The 24,844-nt window shown below is 69.0% G+C and carries 23 protein-coding genes; 11 read left to right on the forward strand and 12 right to left on the reverse strand.

The window, feature by feature from the left end; translation table 11 throughout:
• Window positions 1-55 precede the first annotated feature (55 nt).
• Genes AB0B61_RS36300 through AB0B61_RS36310 form a run of 3 tightly spaced genes read left to right on the forward strand, consistent with a single transcriptional unit; the run spans window position 56 to window position 4,347 of the window.
• Window positions 56-2,227 carry a ribonucleoside-diphosphate reductase subunit alpha gene (locus tag AB0B61_RS36300; protein ID WP_358441851.1) on the forward strand — a complete coding sequence of 724 codons (2,172 nt, stop codon included), beginning with the start codon at window positions 56-58 and terminating at the stop codon, window positions 2,225-2,227.
• A gap of 26 nt (window positions 2,228-2,253) precedes the next feature.
• The gene (locus tag AB0B61_RS36305; protein WP_225289813.1) at window positions 2,254-3,249 is read left to right on the forward strand and encodes a ribonucleotide-diphosphate reductase subunit beta; all 996 of its coding nucleotides are present in this window, start codon (window positions 2,254-2,256) and stop codon (window positions 3,247-3,249) included.
• A 12-nt stretch (window positions 3,250-3,261) separates the two neighbouring features.
• Window positions 3,262-4,347 carry a mechanosensitive ion channel domain-containing protein gene (locus AB0B61_RS36310; RefSeq protein WP_358441854.1) on the forward strand — a complete coding sequence of 362 codons (1,086 nt, stop codon included), beginning with the start codon at window positions 3,262-3,264 and terminating at the stop codon, window positions 4,345-4,347.
• 71 nt (window positions 4,348-4,418) lie between these two features.
• On the opposite strand, the gene AB0B61_RS36315 is transcribed toward AB0B61_RS36310, so the two are convergent.
• Window positions 4,419-5,291: an EamA family transporter gene (locus AB0B61_RS36315; protein ID WP_358441856.1), complete on the reverse strand. Its 873-nt coding sequence runs from the start codon at window positions 5,289-5,291 to the stop codon at window positions 4,419-4,421.
• A gap of 85 nt (window positions 5,292-5,376) precedes the next feature.
• Between AB0B61_RS36315 and AB0B61_RS36320 the strand changes: the two genes are divergently transcribed.
• Both AB0B61_RS36320 and AB0B61_RS36325 read left to right on the forward strand, forming a co-directional pair.
• Entirely contained in the window at window positions 5,377-5,973 is a 597-nt protein-coding gene (locus tag AB0B61_RS36320; RefSeq protein WP_358441858.1) for an ABATE domain-containing protein, read from the forward strand.
• Window positions 5,974-6,089: 116 nt separating this feature from the next.
• Complete coding sequence (locus tag AB0B61_RS36325) at window positions 6,090-8,417, forward strand: FHA domain-containing protein (RefSeq protein ID WP_358441860.1); 2,328 nt, start codon at window positions 6,090-6,092, stop codon at window positions 8,415-8,417.
• 36 nt (window positions 8,418-8,453) lie between these two features.
• Here the strand turns inward: AB0B61_RS36325 and AB0B61_RS36330 are convergent, their stop codons facing one another.
• The 4 genes from AB0B61_RS36330 to AB0B61_RS36345 form a co-directional block, all read right to left on the reverse strand.
• Window positions 8,454-9,266, reverse strand: a complete 813-nt coding sequence (locus AB0B61_RS36330; protein WP_358441863.1) for a cytochrome c biogenesis protein CcdA — start codon at window positions 9,264-9,266, stop codon at window positions 8,454-8,456.
• Window positions 9,263-10,030 (reverse strand): thioredoxin domain-containing protein, encoded by a 768-nt coding sequence (locus AB0B61_RS36335; protein ID WP_358441866.1) that lies wholly within the window; start codon window positions 10,028-10,030, stop codon window positions 9,263-9,265. Before AB0B61_RS36335 ends, AB0B61_RS36330 begins: the two co-directional genes overlap by 4 nt.
• Before the next feature lie 81 nt (window positions 10,031-10,111).
• Window positions 10,112-10,483, reverse strand: a complete 372-nt coding sequence (locus AB0B61_RS36340; protein ID WP_358441869.1) for a YciI family protein — start codon at window positions 10,481-10,483, stop codon at window positions 10,112-10,114.
• Between the two features lie 443 nt (window positions 10,484-10,926).
• A complete protein-coding gene (locus tag AB0B61_RS36345; RefSeq protein WP_358441872.1) occupies window positions 10,927-11,499 on the reverse strand; it encodes a DUF305 domain-containing protein in 573 nt (190 codons plus the stop codon).
• Window positions 11,500-12,084: 585 nt separating this feature from the next.
• Here AB0B61_RS36345 and AB0B61_RS36350 point away from each other — a divergent pair.
• Window positions 12,085-12,291, forward strand: coding sequence for a hypothetical protein (locus AB0B61_RS36350; protein ID WP_358441874.1), 207 nt, complete (start codon window positions 12,085-12,087; stop codon window positions 12,289-12,291).
• Entirely contained in the window at window positions 12,288-14,867 is a 2,580-nt protein-coding gene (locus AB0B61_RS36355) for a heavy metal translocating P-type ATPase (RefSeq protein WP_358441876.1), read from the forward strand. Before AB0B61_RS36350 ends, AB0B61_RS36355 begins: the two co-directional genes overlap by 4 nt.
• 45 nt (window positions 14,868-14,912) lie before the next feature.
• Here AB0B61_RS36355 and AB0B61_RS36360 read toward each other — a convergent pair whose 3' ends face one another.
• Both AB0B61_RS36360 and AB0B61_RS36365 read right to left on the reverse strand, forming a co-directional pair.
• Window positions 14,913-15,803 carry a universal stress protein gene (locus tag AB0B61_RS36360; RefSeq protein ID WP_358441879.1) on the reverse strand — a complete coding sequence of 297 codons (891 nt, stop codon included), beginning with the start codon at window positions 15,801-15,803 and terminating at the stop codon, window positions 14,913-14,915.
• A 74-nt stretch (window positions 15,804-15,877) separates the two neighbouring features.
• Window positions 15,878-16,921, reverse strand: a complete 1,044-nt coding sequence (locus tag AB0B61_RS36365; protein ID WP_358441882.1) for a zinc-dependent alcohol dehydrogenase family protein — start codon at window positions 16,919-16,921, stop codon at window positions 15,878-15,880.
• A gap of 231 nt (window positions 16,922-17,152) precedes the next feature.
• On the opposite strand from AB0B61_RS36365, the gene AB0B61_RS36370 reads away from it, so the two are divergent.
• The 3 genes from AB0B61_RS36370 (at window position 17,153) to AB0B61_RS36380 (ending at window position 19,794) form a co-directional block, all read left to right on the forward strand.
• Window positions 17,153-17,998, forward strand: a complete 846-nt coding sequence (locus AB0B61_RS36370) for a universal stress protein (protein WP_358441885.1) — start codon at window positions 17,153-17,155, stop codon at window positions 17,996-17,998.
• A gap of 159 nt (window positions 17,999-18,157) precedes the next feature.
• Entirely contained in the window at window positions 18,158-19,024 is an 867-nt protein-coding gene (locus AB0B61_RS36375) for a universal stress protein (RefSeq protein WP_358441887.1), read from the forward strand.
• Complete coding sequence (locus AB0B61_RS36380) at window positions 19,021-19,794, forward strand: DUF6544 family protein (RefSeq protein WP_358441890.1); 774 nt, start codon at window positions 19,021-19,023, stop codon at window positions 19,792-19,794. Before AB0B61_RS36375 ends, AB0B61_RS36380 begins: the two co-directional genes overlap by 4 nt.
• Window positions 19,795-19,938: 144 nt before the next feature.
• Here the strand turns inward: AB0B61_RS36380 and AB0B61_RS36385 are convergent, their stop codons facing one another.
• The 5 genes from AB0B61_RS36385 to AB0B61_RS36405 all read right to left on the reverse strand — a co-directional run bounded on the left by AB0B61_RS36385 (window position 19,939) and on the right by AB0B61_RS36405 (window position 24,548).
• Entirely contained in the window at window positions 19,939-22,239 is a 2,301-nt protein-coding gene (locus AB0B61_RS36385; RefSeq protein ID WP_358441893.1) for a phosphoketolase family protein, read from the reverse strand.
• 33 nt (window positions 22,240-22,272) lie between these two features.
• Window positions 22,273-22,980 (reverse strand): CBS domain-containing protein, encoded by a 708-nt coding sequence (locus tag AB0B61_RS36390; RefSeq protein WP_358441896.1) that lies wholly within the window; start codon window positions 22,978-22,980, stop codon window positions 22,273-22,275.
• Window positions 22,981-22,985: 5 nt separating this feature from the next.
• Window positions 22,986-23,582, reverse strand: a complete 597-nt coding sequence (locus tag AB0B61_RS36395; RefSeq protein ID WP_358441899.1) for a CBS domain-containing protein — start codon at window positions 23,580-23,582, stop codon at window positions 22,986-22,988.
• Window positions 23,583-23,584: 2 nt separating this feature from the next.
• The gene (locus tag AB0B61_RS36400; RefSeq protein WP_358441902.1) at window positions 23,585-24,268 is read right to left on the reverse strand and encodes a CBS domain-containing protein; all 684 of its coding nucleotides are present in this window, start codon (window positions 24,266-24,268) and stop codon (window positions 23,585-23,587) included.
• 97 nt (window positions 24,269-24,365) lie between these two features.
• Window positions 24,366-24,548 carry an acetate--CoA ligase family protein gene (locus tag AB0B61_RS36405; RefSeq protein ID WP_358441904.1) on the reverse strand — a complete coding sequence of 61 codons (183 nt, stop codon included), beginning with the start codon at window positions 24,546-24,548 and terminating at the stop codon, window positions 24,366-24,368.
• A 101-nt stretch (window positions 24,549-24,649) separates the two neighbouring features.
• Here AB0B61_RS36405 and AB0B61_RS36410 point away from each other — a divergent pair.
• Window positions 24,650-24,844, forward strand: a 195-nt coding sequence (locus tag AB0B61_RS36410) for a nitroreductase family protein (protein ID WP_358441907.1), incomplete at its 3' end; no start/stop codon positions are given.

The following is a 24,844-nucleotide window of genomic DNA, read 5'->3' on the forward strand; positions in this document are numbered from 1 at the left end:
GGGCCGTCGTGCTCTCGCGCGCCCTCACGGGGATGAGCTCGCGAGGAGAGAGCACGTGACGCAGATCATTGAGACTGATGGTCGGCCGGTCGCCATTGACCGGCGGCTGGCGATCGAGGAGGCCGCCGCCCGGGTGATCACCGATCCGGCGAACTCCCGGCTCGCCGCCCGGCTCCTGGCCGAGGAGATCGCCGACGAGGCGGCCGGGCACGGCGTGCGGACCTTCTCCGAGTCCATCGCCGCCACCCACGCCGCCGGGCTGATCCAGGACTCGCTCGCCGCGTTCGTCGGCGCGCACGCCGCCGAGCTCGACGCGCTCGTCTCCGGCGAGGCGGACGACCGCTTCGAGTACTTCGGCCTGCGTACGGTCTATGACCGCTACCTGCTGCGGCACCCGGAGTCGCGGACGGTGCTCGAACGGCCGCAGCACTTCCTGCTGCGCGTGGCCTGCGGTCTGTCGGAGACGGTCGCCGAGGCCGCCGAGCTGTACGGCCTCATGTCCACGCTGTCGTACCTGCCGAGCTCGCCGACGCTGTTCAACTCGGGTTCGCGCCGGCCGCAGCTGTCGTCGTGCTTCCTGCTCGACTCGCCGCGCGACGAGCTCGAGTCGATCTACGACCGCTACGGGCAGGTGGCCAGGCTGTCGAAGTACGCCGGGGGCATCGGCATCTCGTGGACCCGGGTGCGCTCGCGCGGATCCCTCATCAGGGGCACCAACGGGCACTCCAACGGCATCGTGCCCTGGCTGCGTACGCTCGACTCCTCCGTCGCCGCCGTCAACCAGGGCGGCCGCCGCAAGGGCGCGGCCTGCGTCTACCTGGAGACCTGGCACGCCGACGTCGAGGAGTTCCTGGAGCTGCGTGACAACACGGGCGAGGACGCCCGGCGTACGCACAACCTCAACCTGGCCAACTGGGTGCCGGACGAGTTCATGCGGCGGGTGGAGGCCGACGAGGTCTGGTCGCTGTTCGACCCCAAGGAGGTCCCCGACCTCACCGACCTGTACGGCGAGGCGTTCACCCGCGCCTACCGCGCCTACGAGGCCGACGGCCGCTACGTCCGGCAGCTGCCCGCCCGGAGCCTCTACGGCCGGATGATGCGTACTCTCGCCCAGACCGGCAACGGCTGGATGACCTTCAAGGACGCCGCCAACCGCACCTCCAACCAGACGGCCCGGCCCGAGAACGTCATCCACCTGTCCAACCTGTGCACCGAGATCCTCGAGGTCACCAGCGACGGCGAGACGGCGGTGTGCAACCTCGGCTCGATCAACCTCGCCGCCCACCTGACCGCCGAGGGCGTCGACTGGGCCCGGCTGCGCACCACCGTCCGTACGGCGGTGCGCTTCCTGGACCGGACCATCGACCTGGGCTTCTACCCGACCGCCCAGGCCGAGGCGGCCAACAAGCGCTGGCGGCCGATCGGGCTCGGCGTGATGGGCCTGGCCGACGTCTTCTTCGCGCTCAGGCTGCCGTTCGACTCGCCCGAGGCGCTCGGGCTGTCGACCCGCGTCGCCGAGGAGATCGCGCTGGCCGCCTACGACACCTCCGCCGACCTGGCCGTGGAGCGCGGCCGGCATCCGTCGTACGAGGAGACCAGGGCGGCGGGCGGCGTCCTGCACCCCGACCACTACGGCGCCGCCGCGTGGCCGCGCTGGGCGGAGCTGCGCGCGAAGATCGCCGCGACCGGGCTGCGTAACTCGCTGATGGTCGCCATCGCCCCGACCGCGACCATCGCCTCCATCGCCGGGTGCTACGAGTGCATCGAGCCGCAGGTGTCCAACGTGTTCAAGCGCGAGACGCTGTCAGGGGAGTTCCTCCAGGTCAACCGCTACCTGGTGGCCGACCTGCAGGCCCGCGGGCTGTGGACGCAGCGGATGCGCGACGACCTCAAGCGGGCGGACGGCTCGGTCCAGGACATCGCCGGCCTCCCCGACGACCTCAAGACCTTGTACCGCACGGCCTGGGAGCTGCCGCAGAAGGCGCTCATCGACCTGGCCGCGGCCCGCCAGCCGTACATCGACCAGTCGCAGTCGCTCAACCTGTTCATGGCCAGCCCGACGATCGGGAAGCTGTCCTCGATGTACGCCTATGCCTGGAAGCAGGGCCTGAAGACCACCTACTACCTGCGCTCGCGCCCGGCCACCCGGATCGCCCAGACGACGATCGCGCTCGACGCCGTCGCCTGCTCCTTGGAGAACCCGGAAACCTGCGAAGCCTGCCAGTAGTAGCCCCTCGAACGGAGACCCCCGCAATGCTGCTCGACCCTGGCATGGACCTGACCCTGCGCCCCATGCGTTACCCGGACTTCTACGAGCGCTATCGCGCCGCGATCCGCAACACCTGGACCGTCGAGGAGGTGGAGCTGCACTCCGACCTCGCCGACCTGGCCAGGATGACGCCGCAGGAGCGCCACCTGATCAACCGGCTGGTCGCCTTCTTCGCCACCGGCGACTCCATCGTGGCCAACAACCTCGTGCTCAACCTCTATCAGCACGTCAACGCCCCCGAAGCGCGCCTCTACCTCAGCAGGCAGCTGTTCGAGGAGGCCGTACACGTGCAGTTCTACCTGACGCTGCTCGACACGTACCTGCCTGACCTGGAGGAACGGGTCAAGGCGTTCGCCGCCGTGGAGCACATCCCGTCCATCAGGGACAAGGCGGAGTTCTGCTTCCGGTGGATCGACTCGATCAACGGCCTGCGGCGGCTGGAGACCGCGGACGAGCGGCGGCAGTTCCTGCTCAACCTGATCTGCTTCGCCGCCTGCATCGAAGGGCTCTTCTTCTACGGAGCGTTCGCCTACGTATACTGGTTCCGGTCGCGGGGCCTGCTCGGCGGGCTGGCCACCGGCACCAACTGGGTGTTCCGCGACGAGTCCATGCACATGGAGTTCGCCTTCAGCGTCGTCGACACCGTGCGGGCCGAGGAGCCCGAGCTGTTCGACGACAAGCTGGGGGAGCAGGTCACCCGCATGATCGAGGAGGCCGTCGCCGCCGAGTTGGCCTTCGCCCGCGATCTGTGCGGCGACGGCATGCCCGGCATGAGCGTCGAGCAGATGCGCGACTATCTTCAATATGTCGCCGACCAGCGGCTGGCCCGGCTCGGGCTGCCCCAGAGGTACGGCACCGCCAACCCGTTCGGATTCATGGAGCTGCAGGACGTCCAGGAGCTGGCCAACTTCTTCGAACGGCGTGTCTCCGCATACCAAGTGGCTGTTGAGGGCAATGTGACATTTGACGAGACCTTTTAAGACATAGGGGGCATGAACGTGCAGTCGCCGACCGACTGGCTCATTCTCGCCATCTCGGTGGCGGGCTCCATTCTCGTGGTGGAGGTGGTCAGGAGGCTGCTGGTCAGGGCGGGCCGCAAATGGGCGCTCGCCCGGCACCTGGTGGAGCACTGCACCTGGGCGGCGTTCTCGGTGGGGGTCGTGGTGGCGACCAACCTGGTGTTCTCGCCGGGGATGATCGGCGCGAGCGTCCGCCAGCGCGAGCTCGGCGGCACGATCGACCGGGTGCTCGGCCTGGTCACCATCGCCTGCGTCACCTGGCTGATCGTCCAGGCCAGCTATGCCCTCACGGACGTCGTTCTGGACCGGCTGGTCCTGGTCAAGGGGGAGCGCAATCGCCGGGCACGGCGGATCATGACCCAGATCGGGCTGGTCCGCCGCGTCGCCGCCGTGACCATCGTCGTACTGGCGATCGGCACCATGCTCTTCTCCTTCCCGCAGGTCCGCGCGCTGGGCGCCGGGCTGCTCGCCTCGGCGGGCATCGCCGGCGCCATCGTCGGTATCGCCGCCCAGCCGACCATCGGCAACATGCTGGCCGGGCTCCAGCTCGCCTTCAGCGACGCGCTGCGCCTCGACGACGTGGTCGTGGTCAACGATGAGTGGGGCAGGATCGAGGAGCTCACGCTCACCTACGTCGTGGTACGCCTGTGGGACGAGCGGCGCCTGGTCCTGCCCGTGTCCTACTTCACCCAGAACCCGTTCGAGAACTGGACCCGCCACGGCAGCCAGGTCCTCGCCGTGGTGTTCCTGCGCGTCGACTGGTCGATACCGATCGGCAAGCTGCGCGAAGAGCTCTATCGGTTCATCCAGGAGAGCCCGCTGTGGGACCAGAAGGACTGGACGCTCCAGGTCACCGACGTGCTGCCGAACGGGCTGGTCGAGCTGCGGGCGCTGATGAGCGCCGCCGACTCGCCCTCCGCCTGGGACCTCAAGTGCGACGTACGCGAACATCTCGTGGGCTACATCAGGGAGAACTTCCCCGAGTCGCTGCCCCGCTTCCGCATCGAGACCCCGGAGACCCGCGCGGGGGTGCCGTGGACCAGCTCCATGCCGGGCTGAGGCGCCCGGCATGACGCCGCTCATGCCGGGCTGAGGCGGCCGGGATGACGCCGCTCATGCCGGGCTGAGGCTCAGCGCCGGTTGGCCAGCAGCACGCCGGCGCCGCCGACCAGCAGGCCCGCGACGGCCAGCGGATGCAGCGACTGACCGACGAGGAGCCACGCCATCACCGCGGTGACCGCCGGGGTGAGGAAGAACATCGTGCTCACCCGGCTCGCGGGCGCGTTCTTCAGCATGGTGTTGAGCAGCAGGAACGCGCCGATCGAGTTGACCAGCACCAGCCAGCCCACGGCGCCGGAGAAGGCGCCCCAGTCCGTCACCCGCGGCGTCTCGAGCACCAGCGAGGCCAGCCCCATCAGCGGCGCGCCGACCAGGAACTGCGTCGCGGTGCCCGTTCGCACGTCCATGTCCGCGGCGAACCGCTTGTGGTAGACCGTGCCCAGGCTCAACCCCAGCAGCCCGACCACGCAGAGCGCCACCCCGGTCAGAGAGAAGCTCAACCGGTCCGCCACCGCCAGCCCCACCCCGGCCGCGCCGAGCCCGAAGCCCACCCACTGGCGCGGGCTCACCCGCTCACCCAGCAGCCGCCCGGCCACCAGCGCGATCACCACCGGGTTGAGGCCCTGCACCAGCGCCACGACCGCGGCGGGCACATGCAGGCCGATCGCGGAGTAGAACGCGCCGAACTGCACCGCCTGGACCAGAATCCCGGACACCACCACGTGCGCCAGCCGCCGGCCGCGCGGCCACGGCGCCCGTACGGCCAGCGCGAACCCGCCCAGCAACAGCCCCGCCAGCGCGAACCTGGCGAACGTCAGCAGCAACGGCGGCGCCGCCCCGACGCCGATCACTCCCGCGATGAAGGCACTGCTCCACATCACCACGAACAGGGACGGCATGAGGGCCGGCGCCTTACTCCTGGTCTCCATAACGCTGACCGCCACGGCACACCCCTCCATAACCCCTTAACCCGGTTATGTCACTGTTCCGTGCTCTCGCATAACCTGTCAACATGGTTACTATGGGGGTGTGACGAGCTTCACCTTCATCAGCGGCAATCTGGGGCTCGACCTGGCGGGCACCGTGCAACACCGCCGGTCGGACCGGCGTGACCTGCTGCGCGAGCCGGCGGACCTGGCGCGGTGGACGGTCGAGGCGGGCATTCTCGACGTGCCGCCTGTGGCCGGCGACGCCGATCTCACGGCGGGGAAGACGTTGCGGGAGGCCCTCTACCGGCTGGCGCTCTGTCGGCCGGCGGCGGGGGACGCCATTGACCGGCTCGGCGGGGCTGTTGACCGGTCCGCTGCCGATGGGGCCGGTGTGGCGGCGGACGATCGGCGGCTGGTCAACCGGGTCGCCGCCGGGCCGCCGGCGTCCGTGCTGCTGAACGACGCCGGGCGGGTCGAGCGTTCGGGGGATCTCGCCGCGGCCCTCTCCACGGTCGCCAGGGAGGCGGTCCAGCTGCTCGGCGGGCCGCAGATCGTACAGATCAAGGAATGCGGGGGAGAGGTGTGCACCCGCCTGTACGTCGACGCCTCGCGCGGGTCGTCGCGGCGCTGGTGCGACATGCACGAGTGCGGCAACCGCGCCAAGGCAGCGGGTTTCCGCGCCCGCCGGCGGGTGTGAGCGCCGCAGGCTCGCGGCCCGGCCGCTTTTCGGGGATCCTGTCTGCGGTCAACCATTTTGAGGCTCGACGGAGAGTCGCTCACGTCACCTCTCGCTCCTGTGGGAAAGGCGGTCTCGTGACGCAGCTTGTCGTCGAAGGCCATGACACACCGGTGACTCTCGATCCGGGGCGTTCGTACCGGTTAGGCCGTGACCCGGGGTCGGATGTGGTCATCGACGCCGATCACGTCTCGCGTACGCATGCCATGCTGCGCTTCGAGGGCGGTCAGTGGATCCTGGAGGACTCGGGCAGCAGCAACGGCACGTACGTGAGCGGCCACCGCGTCCAGCGGGTCATCGTCGGTCCGGGAACCAGGATCGGCCTCGGGCACCCGTCGGAGGGCGGGCTCGTCAGCTTCCGTACCGTCCCCGTGGACGGAGGCGGCGCACCCGAGCTCCAGCCGACACCTACGGTCCGCTTCCCGCACTCCGGGCAGTGGCGTGCGCCGGCCGCCGTCAGGAGTCTCGACGGCGCGCAGGTCGTCCGCATCGGCCGGGCTCCCGAGAACGATGTGGTGGTCAACGATCTGCGGGTATCGCGCCGGCACGCCGAGCTCCGGATCGCCGGCGGCGTCCACGAGATCGTCGACGTGGGGAGCCGCTTCGGCACGTACGTCAACGGCCGGCACGTTCAGCGGGCCCGCGTCTCACCGGACGATCTCATCGGCATCGGGACGTCGACGTTCCAGCTCGTGGGCGACACGCTCATGGAGTACGCCGACACCGGCGAGGTCTGCCTCCAGGCGCACGACCTCACCGTCACCGTCGGGGGCGGCAAGGTGCTCCTGGACCATGTGTCGTTTCCGGTCGGCGAGAAGTGCCTGCTGGCGATCATCGGCCCCAGCGGCTCGGGCAAGTCCACCCTGCTACGCGCGCTCACCGGGCTGCGCCCCGCAGACCAGGGCATGGTCACCTACGACGGGCGCGATCTCTACCGCGACTACGCCGAGCTGCGCTCACGGATCGGCCTCGTGCCGCAGGACGACATCCTGCACAGCCAGCTCACCGTACGCCGCGCCCTCATCTACGCCGCGGAATTACGCTTTCCCGACGACACCAGGCAGCACGAGCGGAAGGCGCGGGTGGACGAGGTCCTCCAGCAGCTCGGGCTCGAAAATCGCAAGAACAACCGCATCTCCTCGCTGTCCGGCGGCCAGCGCAAGCGGGTCAGCGTCGCCCTGGAGTTGCTGACCAAGCCGTCCTTGCTGTTCCTCGACGAGCCGACCTCCGGTCTGGACCCGGGGCTGGACAAGTCGGTGATGCAGATGCTGCGGGGTCTGGCCGACGACGGCCGTACTGTCGCCGTCGTCACCCACAGCGTCGCCAATCTGGATATCTGTGACCGGCTTCTGGTGATGGCGCCGGGCGGGAAGATCGCCTACTTCGGTCCGCCCGAGGAGGCGCTGCCGTTCCTCGGCTTCACCGACTGGGCGGACGTCTTCCTGGCGTTCGACGACGCGAGCAAGGATTGGGCCGGCGAGTACGCGCGGTCGTCGCCGTACCAGACGTACATCGCGGCCGACATGATCGAGCCGGTTTCGACGGGACGTCCCGTACAGCGAGAGCTTCCGCCGAAACCGCAGAGCTGGCCCGAGCAGCTCAGCACGCTGGTACGCCGCTACTGCCGGGGCATCGTGGCGGACCGGCTGTTCCTCGGCATCACCATCGCCCTGCCGATCGTGATGGGCCTGCTGGCCCGCGTCGTCCCGACCGGCGACCTGATGGGCCGGCCGAACAGCAACGGCAACGCGGCGAACCTGCTGCTGATCCTGTGCATCGGCGGCTGTCTCACCGGCGCCGCGAACTCGGTGCGCGAACTGGTCAAGGAACGCGCCATCTATCAACGAGAACGCGCGGTCGGGCTGTCCAGATCGGCCTACCTCTGCTCCAAGCTGCTCGTGCTCGGCCTGATCACGGTGACACAGGGCGTCGTGTTGACCTACGTGGCGATGCTGAATGTCGCGACGTACGACAAGGGAGTGTTCACCACGCCGATGATCGAGCTCTCGCTCGCCGTCGCGCTGTTGTCGTTCACCGCGATGACCGTGGGCCTGCTCATCTCCGCGCTGGCCAAGACCAGCGAGATGACCATGCCGCTGCTCGTGCTCGTCACCCTGATCCAGCTGGTCTTCTGCGGGGCGCTGGTGCACCTGGACGGCAAGCCGGTGATGGAGCAGATCTCCTGGCTCGTACCGGCTCGCTGGGCGCTGGCCGCGCTGGCGGGCACGCTCGACGTGGGGCAGCTCATCCCGCACGTCCAGGATCCGCCGGACCCCCTGTGGAGCCAGGACTTCGGCACCTGGTTCCTGGACATGAGCGTCCTGGCCATCCTCGCGGTCGTCTGCGCCTTCCTGGTCGCCCGCATGCTGCGCCGCCATGAGCCGGCGGTGATGCGCGGCAAGTGACCCCTTGCCGGCCGTCGCACGTTTTGAGCGTGACGGTCAGCGGCGTCTGAGACGCCACGCGGTGAGGGCGGCCACGGTGAGCGCCGCGATCCCGACGACGAGCAGGTCCGGCAGTACGTCCTGGGCGGCCGCAGCGAGGTCCTCCAGCCCGGCTTCCCAGGATTCGGGGATCGGCGGGGCCAGCCCGCGGGTGCCGTCGGAGAGCAGGAACAGCACCCCGAGCCCGCCGAAGACCAGCCCGGACAGCAGTGAGGTGGTGTGCAACCGCAGCCGTCCCAGCCGCAGTCCGCGACCGCGCAGCCAGCGCCGGCCGCCGAGGTCGTAGCGCTGCCACAGGCCCGCGAGCAGGAACAACGGGGCCGCCATGCCCGCCGCGTAGAGGGCCAGCAGCACCGCTCCGCGCAGCCCGTCGCCGGAGGCCGCCGCGACCGTGAGCACCGCCCCCAGCACCGGCCCCGCGCAGAACCCCGCCAGCCCGGACACCGCCCCCAGAACCAGCACGGCCCCCGCCGAATCACCTCGAACGTGCCCCTTCAGCCGCTCCAAGGGCCCGATCGTCCAGCCCTGACCGGCCACCTGCAGCACGCCCAGCCCGATCAGCGCCCAGCCGGCGACCATGACCAGGAGCTCCTGATGGCCGTAGAACAGGCGGCTGACCTGCGCCGACCCCATCCCCATCGGCACCAGCACGGCGCACAGCCCCACATAGAACAGCAGGGTGCGGCTGGCCAACCGGCGATGGCCCGGGAACGCGTAGGCGAAGAACGCCGGGATCAGCAGCGCCCCACACGGGCTGACCAGCGAGAACAGGCCGCCCAGGAACGCGGCGGCATAGCCGATGCCGCTCATCCGCCGCGGCGGGCCTTCTCGATCGCCTTCTCGAACGCGGCCACCGGCTGGGCGCCGAACAGCACCTCACCGTTGATCAGGAACGCGGGCGTGCCGGGCAGGCCGAGCTCGGCCGCGAAGCCGAGGTCGCCGTCCACGACCTGGCGTACGGACTCGTCGCGGCGGTCGGCGTCGAACCTGCCCAGGTCGAGTCCGATCTTGGCGGCCACGGAGCGCAGGTCGGCGTCGGTGAGGCGGGGCCGCTCACCCGCGTACAGGGAGTCGTGGAATTCCCAGAACCGGCCCTGCCGGGACGCGGCGCGGGCGGCGACGGCGGCGCGTACGGAGTCGCGTCCCCTGATCGGGTAGTCGCGCCAGAACATCCGCACGATGCCGGTGTCGAGGTAGCGGCTCTTCAGCACGGGTGCTATTCGCTGGGCGAAGCGGCGGCAGTTGGGACACTTGAAGTCGCCGAACTCGACGATCGTGACCGGCGCCTGCGCCGAGCCCTTGGACAGGTTCGGATCGACGGGTGGCGGAGTCGGCCCTTCCCAGACCTGCACCGAACTCGTCGGAGTGGGGCTGGCGGTCGCTTCGGGTCTGCCGGTGGGAGCCGCCGCAGTGGGCGAATCATGTGAGCTCCTGGTCACCGGAGTGGCCGCGGCTCGTCCGGCGGGCTCGTCCTGGTTCGCCAGCGCGGCAACCGCCAGCACGGCCACCACGGCGGCACCGGCCAGCGAGCCGAGCAGCACGCGGCGGCGCGGGGCCGGGGATTCCTTGGTCACCTTCAGCATCATCCCAGCCCGCCGCCACCCCTGCCGCTGGTTCCTCCTACAGCTCAAGCCCCTCCCACGGTTCAAGGCCTGCTACAGCTCAAGCACCTTCATGTCGAAGATCGGCCGTACCTCCACCTCGTTGAAGGCCGCGTCGGGCACCTTCGCGGCCAGCTCCACCGCCCGTTCCTCGCTGTCGCACTCGATCAGGTAGAACCCGGCCAAATGCTCCTTCACCTCGGCGAACGGCCCATCGCTCGTCATCGTCCTGCCCTCGCGTACCGAGACCCGCTTGGCCGTCGACACATCGGCCAGCCCCTCCGAAACGATCAGCTCGCCGGACGCGGCCAGCTCCTCGGTGAAGGACATATGGCCGCGCCCGAAGTTCATGCGCTGCTCGTCGTTCAGGGTCTCCCAGACCGCCCTGCTCGTCGGGTTGCTGTAGATCAGGATGAGGTACTTCACCGGTGGCCTCCATGTGTCTCGGTATCCAATATGTCGAAGCCGTCCGCGCGGCCTCGACATCCCCGGCGGAAAATACGTGGCACCCGTCGCGATCATCCGGCTACCGTGGACAGCGTCCACCACAACAGGAAGGCAGCGCAGTGACCTACGCGAAGTTGCTCGAACTGCTTCCTGAGCTCCTGGGTCCGGATTCCGGGTGATCCCTCGCAAAGAGACGACGCCGCCCGGAAGCCTTCCGAGGCGGCTTTTTTCATCTCACGGACGACGGCCCACGGAACAAGGGGCCGCGGGCATCGGTCTGGCCGACGGGAATGGCGCCCCCCGGCTGGATACAGCCCCAGTCCCGGGCTCGGCCCACGCCAGCCGAGCCCGGGGCTAACAAGCCGCTCTGGCCCAACTGGCAGAGGCGCCGCCGTCAGGGTGTCGCTGCGCGCGAGCGGTCCTCACGGTCCGTAGGGCATCCGCCGGCGCCCGTCGAACCAGTCGGTCAGATACTGCTGCATCTGGAAGATCTCGGCGTGCTGGGTGTCGCGTACGGTGCGTGCGAAGCCGGTGATCTCCTGGTGCTGGCTGCGGCCGTGCATGAGTAGTTGCTGCGACATCATCACCGCTGCCATGTGGTGGCCGATCATGTCCTCGAGAAACGTTCTATCCAGTGCATCGCCCGACAGCTGGGACAGATCGCGCATCATCGGCCGGTAACTCGCGGCCGCGCGGCCCGGGTACCACTTGGCCAGCCATGCTTTCATGGTGGCGATCTCGGCAGTCTGCGTCTTGACGATGGAAGCGCCCATAGCGCGCATCTCGGCCCGGCCCGAACGCCGCAGCTGGCCGGCCGCCTCGACCGCCTCCTGGTGATGCGGCACCATCTGGGCCAGGTAGTCGGCCTCGTTGTCCAACGTGACTCGGTGCATCCCACCCATCGGCCAGCCGGTCTGCTGCCATCCCGCAGCGGTTGCGGTGGGCTGGTGGTCGGCGGTGGCGAGGGCGGCCCCGCCGACGGCGGCGGCGAGCAACGCCCCGGCGGCGATTGCGGCCGTTATCGAAGGTCTCATCTCGCTCCTCCACTCCTGCAGGTGTCCTGCTTCCAACGTGGTGCTCAGTCCGTGGCCAGGACCAGGGCCGTTGGGCCTCCATCCCCCGGGACCAACGCCATCCGATCGGGGTGGCTGGGCCGGGGTGCGTCTGCGGAGGGGACGGGCGCGGAGATCGCCGATGGCTTGGCGGCGATGGTGGATCAGCGTCTTCTTGCGCCAGGAGTGGGACGACGACGTCATTGATGGCCCCTGCGCACTCATCGAGATCCGGCGTGTGGCTTCGGCAACGAAGTGCTTCGTTCGCATCTACTACGACCAGTAGTATCGGGCTAGCGGGACTTTCGACCCTTATCATCAGGACGTTCTGCCATAGCCACCGGCGAAGTCTCCGTCACATGCTAGTGAAAGCGTAGTAGAGAAGGACGGAGAGAAACCGACGTGCTTGGTATTTCGCTGATCCCCCGTCCTCGTCGTTCTCAGGATCCTCGTGCTCATCGCGTTCGTGATGACGGTCCCGGGGCCGATTCGCCAACGGCATGCACGCGACAACCCACGGAGGCCGTCATGATGAAGCAGCACCTGATCATGGCGGCTGTCGCCGCCGTGGCCGCGATCGCGGCCGTCTGGGCCGGTGCCCCGCCGAGTACGGTCCTGCTCGTGGTCGTCCTGCTGGGCTGCCCGATCATGATGATGGGATCCATGAGCGGCCACGACGGCGACACGCGGCATGACCATCAGAGCGACGACCACAAGAGGGCAGGGCGGCCGTGACCACCACCGGCTGGGTCGTGATCGGCATCTCCCTGGCCTTGCTGGGTTTCCTCGGCTGGTACTTCGTCGGGCCGAGGAAAAGCAGCCTGGCCGAACTGCGTGACGGCGTACAGGAGATCGAGATCGTCGTGCGGGGCGGCTTCTCACCGGACATCATCCGGGTACGGCAGGGCACCCCCGTGCGGCTGACCTTCAACCGGAGAGAGAGCGGTGATTGCACCTCCCGGGTGGTGTTCGCCGATTTCGGCGTCAGCCGGGCGCTGCCTGCCTTCGCCAAGACCACAGTGGAGTTGCGGCCGGGCGATACGGGGGAGTACGGCTTCGCCTGCGGGATGAACATGGTGCACGGCCGCTTGATCGTCGAACCGGGCTCCGGCGGCGGTCACGATGTCGCCGCGGGTATCGCACCTTCGTTGGCTGAACAGCCTTCGCAGGATGTCGAGGCGACGGAGCGGCGTGCCGAGATCGCCGACCTGTCGCGTCGGATCCTGGTCGGGGCTGTGCTGACCCTGCCTGTGGCGTTCGTCGTCATGGCGCATGAGCTCTTCGGCGCGGGATGGATCCCGGAGTTTCTGCTCAACCACTGGGTGCAGCTCGCGCTGATCGCGCCGGTGATGTTCTATACCGGCTGGCCGATCCATCGCGTGGGCTGGCTCGCTCTGCGGCACCGCTCGGCGGACATGAACAGCCTGATCACGCTGGGTACGAGTGCCGCCTTCTGCTACAGCCTGTTGGCCACGGTCGCGCCCGGCCTGCTGCCGGAGGGGGTCCGTGACGTCTATTACGAGGCCGTCGGGGTCATCCTGACGCTGATCCTGCTCGGCCGTTTGCTGGAGGTACGGGCCAAGGCGGGCACGGGCGAGGCGATCCGCAAGCTGATCGGACTGCAGGCCAGGACTGCCCGGGTCCGGCGCGACGGTGCGGAGATCGAGATTCCGATCGCGGACGTGGTGCCGGGCGATGTGGTGGTTGTACGGCCGGGCGAGAAGGTTCCGGTCGACGGGGTCGTCGTGAAGGGACGCTCGACGCTGGATGAGTCGATGGTGACCGGCGAGTCGATCCCGGTGGACAAGGGTCCGGGCGATGAGGTGGTGGGCGCGACGGTCAATCAGACGGGATCGTTCACGTTCAAGGCCGAGAAGGTCGGCGCGGAAACGGCGCTGGCTCAGATCGTCCGTCTGGTCCAGGCCGCCCAAGCCTCCCGTGCGCCGATCCAGCGGCTGGCCGACCTGGTGTCCGGCTATTTCGTCCCGGTGGTCATCGCCATCGCGATCGTGACTTTCGCCGTGTGGTTCGTCGCCGGACCGGCTCCGGCGTTGACGCTGGCATTGGTGGCGGCGGTGGCCGTACTGATCATCGCCTGTCCGTGCGCGCTTGGGCTGGCCACCCCACTTTCGATCATGGTGGGCACCGGGAAGGGGGCTCAGTCCGGCATCCTGATCCGCGACGCCGAAGCCCTGGAAACCGCGTGCAGGCTCGACACGATTGTCCTGGACAAGACCGGCACCATCACTCGTGGCAGGCCGGCGCTCACGGACGTCGTTCCGTACGGCGACTGGGCAGCCGATGAGGTGCTACGCCTGGCCGCCTGTGCCGAACGTTCCTCCGAGCACCCCCTGGGCCAGGCCGTGGTCGAGGGCGCGACCGGGCGCGGCCTGATCCTCACCGAGCCGTCGGAGTTCGAATCCGTCACCGGGCAGGGCATCGCGGCGACCGTCGAGGGGCGTCGTGTGCTGGTCGGCGGGAAGCGCCTGCTCGGCGACACCTCGGCGCTTGAGGAAGAGGCCGATCGCCTGGCCCGGGCGGGCCGTACCCCGATCATGGTCGCCGTAGACGACGAGCCCGCTGGGGTGATCGCGGTGGCCGACACCGCCAAGGACGACTCCCGCCAGGCCGTCGCGACTCTGCGACGGTTGGGACTTCAGGTAGTGATGATCACTGGGGACAACCGGCGGACGGCCGAGGCCATCGCCCGCCAGGTCGGCATCACCCGGGTGCTGGCCGAGGTGTTGCCCGCGCACAAGTCTGCCGAGATCGCCCGCCTGCAGGGAGAAGGGGCGAGGGTCGGCATGGTCGGCGACGGCATCAACGACGCGCCCGCGCTGGCCCAGGCCGATGTCGGCTTCGCCATCGGCACCGGTACCGACGTGGCGATCGAGGCCTCCGACATCACGTTGATCTCCGGCGCGCTCGGCGGAGTGGTTACCGCGGTACGGCTGTCACGGACCACGATGCGCAATATCCGACAGAACCTGTTCCTGGCGTTCGTCTACAACGTGGTCGGCATCCCGGTCGCGGCGGGGGTGCTCTACCCCTTCCTCGGCATCCGGCTCAGCCCTGTCTTCGCTGCCGCCGCGATGGCCCTGTCGTCGCTGTCAGTGGTGGGCAATGCCAACCGGCTGCGCCGCTTCACCCCGCCGGCGTTGCTCCCGGCGCCGCCGCTCCCGCCCGATCAGCACGTCACCGTCGAAACGGGAGCCGAGTCCACCGCTGTCACCGACCCGATTTCGCGGGATGGTGGTGATTCCAGGTCCAACCGAGATACCGGCAAGACCGGGCATGAGTCGATGACCTGAACGCGCCGCTCACTCGGCCTCCCTGGCGCGGCGAGAGAGCGGACGTCATGCAGGAGTAGGCGCGTCCTTGGCGCGCACCACCGTCACCGTGCAGCGCGCGTGGTGCAAGACGCCTCGGCTGACCGAGCCAAGGACGATCGACCCGATCGCGCTCCTGCCATGCGAGCCGACGACCAGCAGGTCGGCTCGGTCACCGGCGGCGGCGAGCGCATCGACGGGGTGGGCACACCGCACGTCCGCGATCACCTTGACCTGTGGGTATCTCTCCCGCCACGACGTGAGTTGTTCCTCGGCGATGCGCTGTTGGGCCTCACGCAACGCCTCGAAGTCGCAGGAGAAGCCGGCGGCCAAGGCGAACGGCAGGGCCCAGGCGTATACCGCCCGCAATGTGCTTCCGCGCAGTTCGGCCTGCCGGAAGGCATAGGCCAGGGCGGGCTCGCACGTAGGGGAGCCGTCGAGACCGACGACGATCTCACCGTGGGCCACAGCGGCCCTTGGCCGGACGACGACCACCGGGACCGGCACCTGGCCCGCGACGTTCATGCTGACCGAGCCAAGTACAGCCCCGGCGAAGCCACCCAGCCCTCTGCTACCGACCACCAGTTCGACCGCGTCGCCGGCCTGCTCGCGAAGGACGGCCGCCGGTGTTCCCGTCATCACCTCGGTAGTCACCTCGACGGTTGGCTGGCGTGCGCGCGCCATCTCCTCGGCTTGTGCCAGGACCTTCCGCGCGTTCTCGATCAGCGCCTCGTCCCACTCAGGTGCGGGAATCTGCGGCACCTGGTACGGCCAGGTTTCCACCACACAGACGGTACGCAGCGGCACATGCATCCGAAAGGCGTCGTCGGCCGCCCACGCCACGGCGTCGAATCCGGGCACCGAACCATCGACACCCACCACGATCAGATCAGGCATCGTATATTCCCCCTTCTCCATTTCAGCCCCTCGGTGGCTAACCGGGCAGGGCCAGAAGCCCCAAAACTTGGAGATGATCGGCGGCCGGACCGGCGTCAACCGCGGGACAGGACCACCTTGAGAGCTCCGGTCGCCGCCGGGTCGGCGAACGTCTCGTAGGCGGCGGCCATGTCCTGCAGGGCGAAGCGGTGGGTGATGAACCTGGCGGGGTCCAGCCGTCCGGCGGCGATCATCTCCAGGAGGGTCGGCGTTGAGTAGGTGTCGACCAGGCCGGTGGTGATGGTGAGGTTGCGGATCCACAGGTCTTCGAGATGCAGGGTGGCAGGTGAGCCGTGGACGCCGACGTTGGCGACGTGGCCGCCGGGGCGCACCAGGCGGGTGCACAGTTCGAAGGTTTCCGGGAGGCCGACGGCTTCGATGGCGACGTCGGCGCCCAGCCCTCGGGTCAACTCGGCGATCGCGCCGGCCGGATCGTCGCCCGCGCCTACGATCAGGTCCGCGCCGAGCCGCTTGGCGGCCTCCAGCCGTGCGGGAGCGGGGTCGACGGCGACGATGTGGCTGGGCGTGAACAGCTGCGCGGTGGTGATCGCGGCCAGGCCGATCGGCCCGGCTCCGACGATCACGACCGTGTCGCCGGGCTGGACGCGGCCGTTGAGCACGCCGACCTCGTAGGCGGTGGGCAGGATGTCGGCGAGCATGAGCGCGGCCTCGTCGGTGACGCCGTCGGGCAGCCGGTGGGTGGAGGTGTCGGCGAATGGCACGCGTACGTGTTCGGCTTGGGTGCCGTTGATGCGGTGGCCGAGGATCCATCCGCCGCCGCCCAGGCATTGGCCGAACATGCCGACGCGGCAGTAGCGGCAGCGCCCGCACGCCGAGATGCACGACACCAGCACCCGGTCTCCTGGCTTGAGGGTGCTGACCGAGTTTCCGGTCGCCGTGACGGTGCCGACCGCTTCGTGGCCGAGGATCGTGCCCGGCTCCACCGTGGGCACGTCGCCCTTGAGGATGTGCAGGTCGGTGCCGCAGATGGTGACCGCGTCCACGCGGACGATGGCGTCGGTGGGCTCGATCAGCCGCGGATCTGGAGTCTCCTCCCAGGACCGCTGGCCGGGACCGTGGTAGATGAGCGCCTTCATCATGCCTCCTGGTTGCCTTCACCTTTCACGTTGGCCGGGACGGGTCGGCCTGAATAGGGACGAAGGTCCCATTCCATCGCTGCCTTTCGGCCGCCCCTGAAGCCCGATCAAGGTCCTGCGTGTCGGCTCGCCTCGGGACCAATGGCACGCGGATTCGGGACTTCGTCCTCCGGCGGCCAGCCGCCTGTTTCGCGAGGCTGGAGGCGTGATTCGAGCTCTGGAAGGAGATGCGTGATGACCGGACGGATCGTGGTCGGTGTGGACGGGTCCGCGCCGGCGACAGCAGCGGTGGAATGGGCCGCCGCCGACGCGCGGCGCAGAGGGCTTGACCTGCGGCTCGTACATGTGTGCGAGCAGTGGCCGCACGGGATCGGCGAGTTCAGCACGAAGTACTGCGCGGGTGCGCTGGAGGTCGCCGCCGACCGGGCGCGTGAGCTGGCCGGTGGGGTCGAGGTGACGACGGAACTGCGTGCCGGGAACGTGATCGACGATCTGATCGATGAGTCCGCGTCGGCCGACAGCGTGGTGCTGGGCAGCCGGGGGCTCGGCGGTTTCGGCGGCATGGTGCTCGGCTCGGTCAGCATGGCCGTCGCCGGCCACGCGCGGGGCCCGGTCGTGATCGTACGCGGGCCCGGCCAGGAAGAGCACGGCCGGATCGTCGTCGGCTACGACGGGTCCGAGCACTCCGAAGCCGCCATGCAGTACGCCGTCGAGCAGGCCCGGGCGCGGCAAGCGCGGCTGCATGTCCTGTATGCCTGGCAGCTGCCGATCTTCTCGCCGTACGCGGCCGCCTACAACAGCTTGTTGGAGAAGGCCTTTCAGCACGAGGTCCGGATGGCCGGCGAGCGCGTGGTCCCCTGGCGTGAGAAGAACCCCGACGTCGAGATCACCGACGCGCAACTGTGGGAGCACCCGGCCGGCGCCCTGATCAACGCCGCGACCACGGCCGACCTGGTCGTCGTCGGGTCGCGCGGGCTGGGCGGCTTCGCCTCCGCGGTGCTGGGCTCGGTCGGTCACGCCGTACTGCACCACGCCGCTTGCCCGGTCGCGATCGTCCGGCCCCGCGAGGAGAGGCCATGAACATCGAGTCGCTCGGCCTGCTCGTCGTCGGCGGCCCGACGCACGCCTTCGGGATGAGCGGGGCCTCGACCCGGCGATCGGCCGCCCACCAGGGCCGGGTGGCTCGGCCTCTTGGCCTCGGTGCCACATCCGGGCGGAGAAACCCGAAGGAGGATGACGATGAGCAGAGCGATCGTGGTCGGCGTGGACGGATCGCCGTCGGCCGGATCGGCGCTCGGCTGGGCCGCCGATGACGCCTCCCGCAGGGGGCTTCCGCTGCGGATCGTGCTCGTGCGAGAGCCATGGGCGCCGGAGCATCCGTCCACCAGGGCCAGTGGCCGGCAGACTCTGACTGAGCGGTGCACGTACCTGCTCGACCAGGCCGCAGAGCAGATACGGAGACTCACCCCCGAACTGGAGGTCTCGACGGCTGTGGTCACGGGCGCGGTGATCGAGCGGCTGAAGGGCGAGTCGGAGACGGCCGACAGCGTGGTCGTGGGCAGCAGAGGGCTCGGCGGGTTCGCCGGGCTGGTGCTGGGCTCGGTGGGTCTCGGCCTGGCCGGGCACGCGCACAGCCCGGTGGTCGTCGTCCGGATGCCCGTCCCCGGCAGCCATCGGGAGATCGTGGTCGGCTTCGACGGCTCCCTGTTCGCGGAGTCGGCACTGGAATACGCCCTGGACCAGGCTGGGGCGCGGCGCGCGCCGGTTCGTGTCGTGTACGGCCAGAGGACACCGAGGCTCGCCCCACATCCCGCGGGGTACGGCCCGTTCCTGACCGGTGTGCCGGGCGAGGAGGTGGCGGAGATCCGGCTGCGCCTGGCGCCGTGGCATGAGAAGTATCCGGACGTCGAGGTGATCGAGTCGATCGTCCCAGGGCACCCGGTCCCGGTCCTGGCCAGGGCGTCCGAGAAGGCGGCGCTCGTGGTAGTTGGATCGCGCGGGCTGGGCGGCTTCGCCTCGGCGGCACTCGGGTCGGTCAGCCACGGTGTCCTGCACCGCGCCTGCTGCCCGGTGGCCGTGGTACAGACTCCCTGGAGGCGGTCATGAGTGTCATCGTCGCTCCGCCGTACATGACCGAGACCGCCTGCCGCGACTGGGACCTGCTGCAGGCGCAGACCAAGGACGCCCAGGAGTTCGACCCCGCGCAGGCCTGCCACCTGCCGGAACCGGCGCGTCGTTGGGTGCTGCACGCCATCGCTCCGGGAGCGCCCCTGCTGCGTGCGGTGGTGCTGGACATGCACGGCTCCATCCGGCTCAGCACCTGGCGCGACTTCCGCGCCCAGCAGGTACTCCTGCCGATGGAGGGCTTCGTGTGGTCGGCGACTGCCTACCTGGGATTGCTACCCGTGCACGGGTTCGACCGGTATCGCGCCGGTGAGGGGGAGATGCGCTGGCGGCTGCTGGACCTCATCCCCGTGATGTCGGGTGCCGGTCCGGACATCACCAGAAGCGCCGCCGGGCGGCTGGCATGTGAGTTCGTCATGGCGCCCGCCGCCGCACTCGACCCGAGGATACGGTGGAAGCCGATCGACGACCGCCATGCCGTCGCCAGCCTTCCCGTGGGAACCGAGGATCACGACGTGACCCTGACCGTCGCGCCCAGCGGCGCGCTGGAGCGCGTCACGATGTCCCGCTGGGGTGATCCCGGGGAGGGCCGGTACCGCGACCACGTGTTCGGGGTGGAATGCGGGCGCGAGATCGAATTCGACGGTTTCACCATTCCGGCCTACTTGGCGGGCGGCTGGTGGCCCGGCACCGATCGGTGGGCCGAGGGCGAGTTCATCCGCTTCACCGTCGACGACGCCCTGTTCCGATAGCGCTGAAAGTCCCGCTGCCGACTGTCTTGTTCGGGGCGCTCATCGTCGTGCCGTCCCTGCTCTGAGACCTCTCATGAAGATGGATTCGACCACGGAAGTGCCCGCCACCAGCTGGAACGGTGGCGGGCATTGAGCGGCTGGGTATCAGGCCGGCCATGTCCACTCGCTGATTTCGGGGACGTCCTCGCCGTGTTCACGCGTGTAGGCGCGGGCGCGCAGGCGCGTGTCCGTCATCAACTGGCGGAGGTGAGCCGCACCGCTGCCGAGCCCCGGGGTGCGGTCGATGACATCGGTGACCAGGTGGTAGCGGTCGATGTCGTTGAGCATGGCCATGTCGAAGGGCGTGGTGGTGGTGCCTTCCTCCTTGTAGCCGCGGACGTGCAGGTGGGCGTGGCCGTGGCGGCGGTAGGTGAGGCGGTGGATGAGTGAGGGATAGCCGTGGAAGTTGAAGATGACGGGCTTGTCGGTGGTGAACAGGGTGTCGTATTCGGCGTCGGGCAGGCCGTGCGGGTGTTCTGAGGGTGGTTGCAGGCGCATGAGGTCGACGACGTTGATCACGCGTACGCGTAGTTGGGGCAGGTGTTCGTGGAGCAGGGCGGCGGCGGCCAGGGTTTCCAGAGTGGGGACGTCGCCGGCGCAGGCGAGCACCACGTCGGGGTCCTCGCCCTGATCGTTGGAGGCCCAGGGCAGGATGCCCAGGCCGCGGGTGCAGTGGGCGATGGCCTCGTCCATGGTGAACAGGTCGAGGATCGGTTGTTTGCCGGCCACGATGACGTTGACGTAGTCGCGCGAGCGCAGGCAGTGGTCGCCGACCGACAGCAGCGTGTTGGCGTCCGGGGGCAGGTAGACGCGCACCACGGACGCCTTCTTGTTGATCACGACGTCCAGGAAGCCGGGGTCCTGGTGGGAGAAGCCGTTGTGGTCCTGCCGCCAGACGTGCGAGGACAGCAGATAGTTCAGCGATGCCACCGGCAGGCGCCACGGGATGCCTTTCGCTGTTTCCAGCCACTTGGCGTGCTGGTTGAACATGGCGTCGATGATATGGATGAACGCCTCATAGCAGTTGAACAGCCCGTGCCGCCCCGTCAGCAGGTAGCCCTCCAGCCAGCCCTGGCACAGGTGCTCGCTGAGCACCTCCATCACCCGGCCGCCGGGCGCCAGGTTCATGTCGGTCGGTTCGAGGCGGGCGTTCCAGGCCCGGTCGGTGACCTCGAACACGGCCGACAGCCGGTTGGAGTCGGTCTCGTCGGGGCCCATCAGCCGGAAGGTACGCGGATTGGCGGCGATCACATCGCGCAGCAGGCCGCCCAGCACTCGGGTGGGTTCGCTGAACTGGGTCGCGGGCGACTTGACTTCCACCGCGTGCTCGCGGAAGTCCGGAAGCCTGAGAGGTTCGAGTAGTGCACCGCCATTGGTATGGGGGCTGGCACTCATCCGGCGATCTCCCTGCGGCACCGTTCGAAGAACGTCGGAGACGGGCCGGCCGTCGTCGTCGAACAGCTCCTCGGGGCGGTAGGAGCGCATCCACTCCTCCAGCATCGCCAGGTGCTCGGGGTTCTCCCGTACTTTGGCCAGCGGCACCTGATGGGCGCGCCAGGTGCCCTCCACCGGCAGGCCGTCCACGACGCGGGGCCCGGTCCAGCCCTTCGGCGTACGCATGATGATCATGGGGAGGCGGTCGGATCGGCGCTGTTCGTACTCGGCGATCTGGTCGAAGACGATGTCGAGGGTGTCGGCCATCTCCTGGTGGTCGGGGCCGACCAGGTGGGGGCGGTAGCCGTACCCCTCCATGAGCTTGAGCAGGTCGTTCTCCGGGATCCTGGCCAGGACGGTCGGGTTGGCGATCTTGTAACCGTTCAGGTGCAGGATCGGCAGCACCGCGCCGTCGCGGGATGGGTCGAGGAGCTTGTTGGAATGCCAGCTCGCGGCCAGTGGTCCGGTCTCGGCCTCGCCGTCGCCCACGATGCACGCCACGACCAGGCCGGGGTTGTCGAAGGCGGCGCCGTAGGCGTGCGCGAGTGAGTAGCCGAGCTCGCCGCCCTCGTGGATGGAGCCGGGCGTCTCCGGCGCGACATGGCTCGGGATGCCGCCCGGGAAGGAGAACTGCCGGAACAGCCGCTGCATCCCGGCCGCGTCTTGGGAGATGTCCGGGTAGCGCTCGGTGTAGGTGCCCTCGAGCCAGGCGTGCGCTACCGCTGCGGGACCGCCGTGGCCGGGACCGGCGATGTAGATCATGTCTTGGTCGCGTTCGCGGATGATCCGGTTGAGGTGGGCGAAGCAGAAGTTCAGTCCCGGTGTGGTGCCCCAATGGCCTAGTAGGCGGGGTTTGATGTGTTCTGGGGTCAATGGCGTCTTAAGCAGTGGATTGTCCAGTAGGTAGATCTGGCCCACCGACAGGTAGTTCGCCGCGCGCCAGTACGCATCGACCTGACTGAGTACGTCCATCAGTGCTCCTTACGTCAGTGAGATCGACGCCGATCAGGCGCCGCCCCACATCGGGACTTCGATGACGTCGTCGTGCTTCCAGGTGAGCTCGTCGTGGACGGCGACGACGCCGTCGATGCTCTCGGCCATGCGGATGGCGGCGATGGCTTCGGTGTGCCTGCTGACGATCCCGTTCAGGGTGACGACGCCTTCGGTCACCTTGACGTCCAGGCCCTTTGGGTCGGTCCACATGGCGCTGGTCGGGATCCCGGTCAGTACCAGCGTCCGGATCGCCTCGTCGGCGCGAAGGAAGACCTTGAGCAGGTCGCGGCGGCTGACGATGCCGACGAGTTCGCCGTCCGCGTCGACGACGGGCAGGCGCTTGACGCCATGACGGTCCATCAGCCGGGCGGCCGCCACGACGGGGGAGTCGGGTGTGGTGACGTGGGCGGGCGCGGTCATCAGCTCGCCGGCGGTCTCGCCGAGCGCCTTGTAGGAGCCGGTGCCCTCGCTGCCCATGGTGTGGCGGATGCGGGCGCGTAGTGGCGGCCGGTAGGCGTCGTCGTAGTAGAGCTCTTTGAACTCCTCCTTGGCCAGCAGGTCGGCCTCGGACACGACGCCGAGCACGTGGTTGTCGTCGTCGAGTACGGGCACGCCGCTGACGGCTTTGCTGATGAGCAGGTCGGCGACGGTGTGGAAGGAGGCTTTGTGGTTGACGGCGGTGACGTCGGTGGTCATCACGTCCGCGACGGTCGTTCTCATGGCGATCACCTCAGGTGTCTGACCCGGACGATGCCGGGCACGGTGCGGGCGAGCACGTCGGCGATGTGGTCGGCGTGCTGGTGGGGTGGCCCGCTCAGCTGGGCCACGCCATCGTGGACGGCGACGTCCCAACTGGGGCCGAAGGGGTAGTGCTCGCGCAGCGCGGCGATCACGTCCTGGCGCAGTCGCTCGTCCGAGCGGGCGAGCATGGCCATCAGGTCACGGCGGCTGACCATGCCCACGACCCGCTCACCCCGTACGACCGGCAAACTCTTGATCCGCTTGCCCACCATCAGATCGATGGCCGCGGTGACGTCGGTGGTCTCGGTCACCGTGACGACCTCGCGGGTCATGATCTCCATGACCCGTCGGGGCGGCGGTTCGGCGGACGGATCGACGGGCCGTAGCGATGCTCGCGGGTCGGGCTCGAACTCGCCGCGCAGCAGGTCGAGCTCGCTGACGACGCCGACCAGGCGGCCGGCGTCGTCGACGACGGGGGCGGCGGTGATGTCGTGGCCGTGCATCTCCCGGATGGCCTGCCGAACCGGATCGGTGCGGCGTACGGTGATGGCCGGACTGCTCATGACCTCGCGCACGAGCATGACTACCTGGCCTCCCACGTGGAGTCGTCGTGCTTCCAGGTGAGCTCGTCGATGACGTCGACCACGCCGTTGACCCGGCCGGTCATCCGTACGGCGATCGCGGTCTCGGTCTTGCGGTCCATCTGTCCGCTCAGCGTCACCACGCCATGGCGTACCTGGACGACGACGCCGGAGGTGTCCACCCACAGCCCTCGGTCGAGGATGTCCTCGCGCACCTCGGCGGCGATGTCGTCGTCGGAGCGTAGGAACAGCTTGACCAGGTCGCGGCGGGAGACGATACCGACCAGCACACCGGCCTGGTCGACGACCGCGAGCCGCTTGACGTCGTGGGCGTCCATCAGCCGGGCGGCCGAGACGACCGAGGCCTGCGGCGAGACGGTGATCGCCGGGCTGGTCATCAGCTCGCCCGCGGTGTCACCGGCGGCCTTCCGCTTGCCCTTGGGGTGGCGCAGCCGGGCGCGCAGCGGCGGCTGGTAGCCCTCGCGGTAGAACTGCTCGCGGAACTCCTCCTTGCGGAGCAGATCGGCCTCCGACACCATGCCGACGACGTGGCCGTCGTCGTCGACCACCGGGACGGCGCTGATGCCGCCGGCGATCAGGGTCTCGGCGATGTCCTTGAACGGGGTTCTCGCGGTGACCGTGACGACTTTGGCGGTCATCACGTCGGCGACGGTCCTGCGCTTCACGGCTCAGCCCTTCTCGTCTGCTGTTGTCCTACCTTCAGCACAGCCCCGCGGCAGTGCGCCTGGTAGGGCCGGAAGTCCCGAACGGGGTGGTCGTTGGTCAGCGCAGGCGGCGCAGCAGCGGAGACCGCCCCGGAGCGCAGGGCGCGATCCTGATCCGCACGTCCACCGTCGTGACGCCGTCGGCCGTGACGATGACCGAGTCGAGGTCGAGCTCGGCCACCTCGGGCAGCTCTTCGAGCAGCTTGCTCGCCCGTACGAGCTGGTCGGCCAGGGCATCCACCCTAACGAGGGCTGATGCCTCTAACGGGGCGGGACCTTCGGCCCTGCCCGGCTGTCTTCCGGTGTGATGCGCTGTTGTCATCACTGAGTGGAGGTGCGGTCATGGTCGCTGGTACGGCACAGCATGGGGAGCAGGCCATCCAGGCGGCGTTGCAGGCCGCTCGCTGGGCCCCTTCCGTGCACAACACGCAGCCCTGGTCCTTCGGCGTGCACGGTGATGAGATCAGCTTGCGGGCCGACACCGCCAGGAAGCTGCTCATCGGCGACAGCGCCGGCAGGGAGTTGCTGATCAGTTGC

Source organism: Nonomuraea sp. NPDC049158 (assembly GCF_040648335.1).
Classification (GTDB): domain Bacteria; phylum Actinomycetota; class Actinomycetes; order Streptosporangiales; family Streptosporangiaceae; genus Nonomuraea.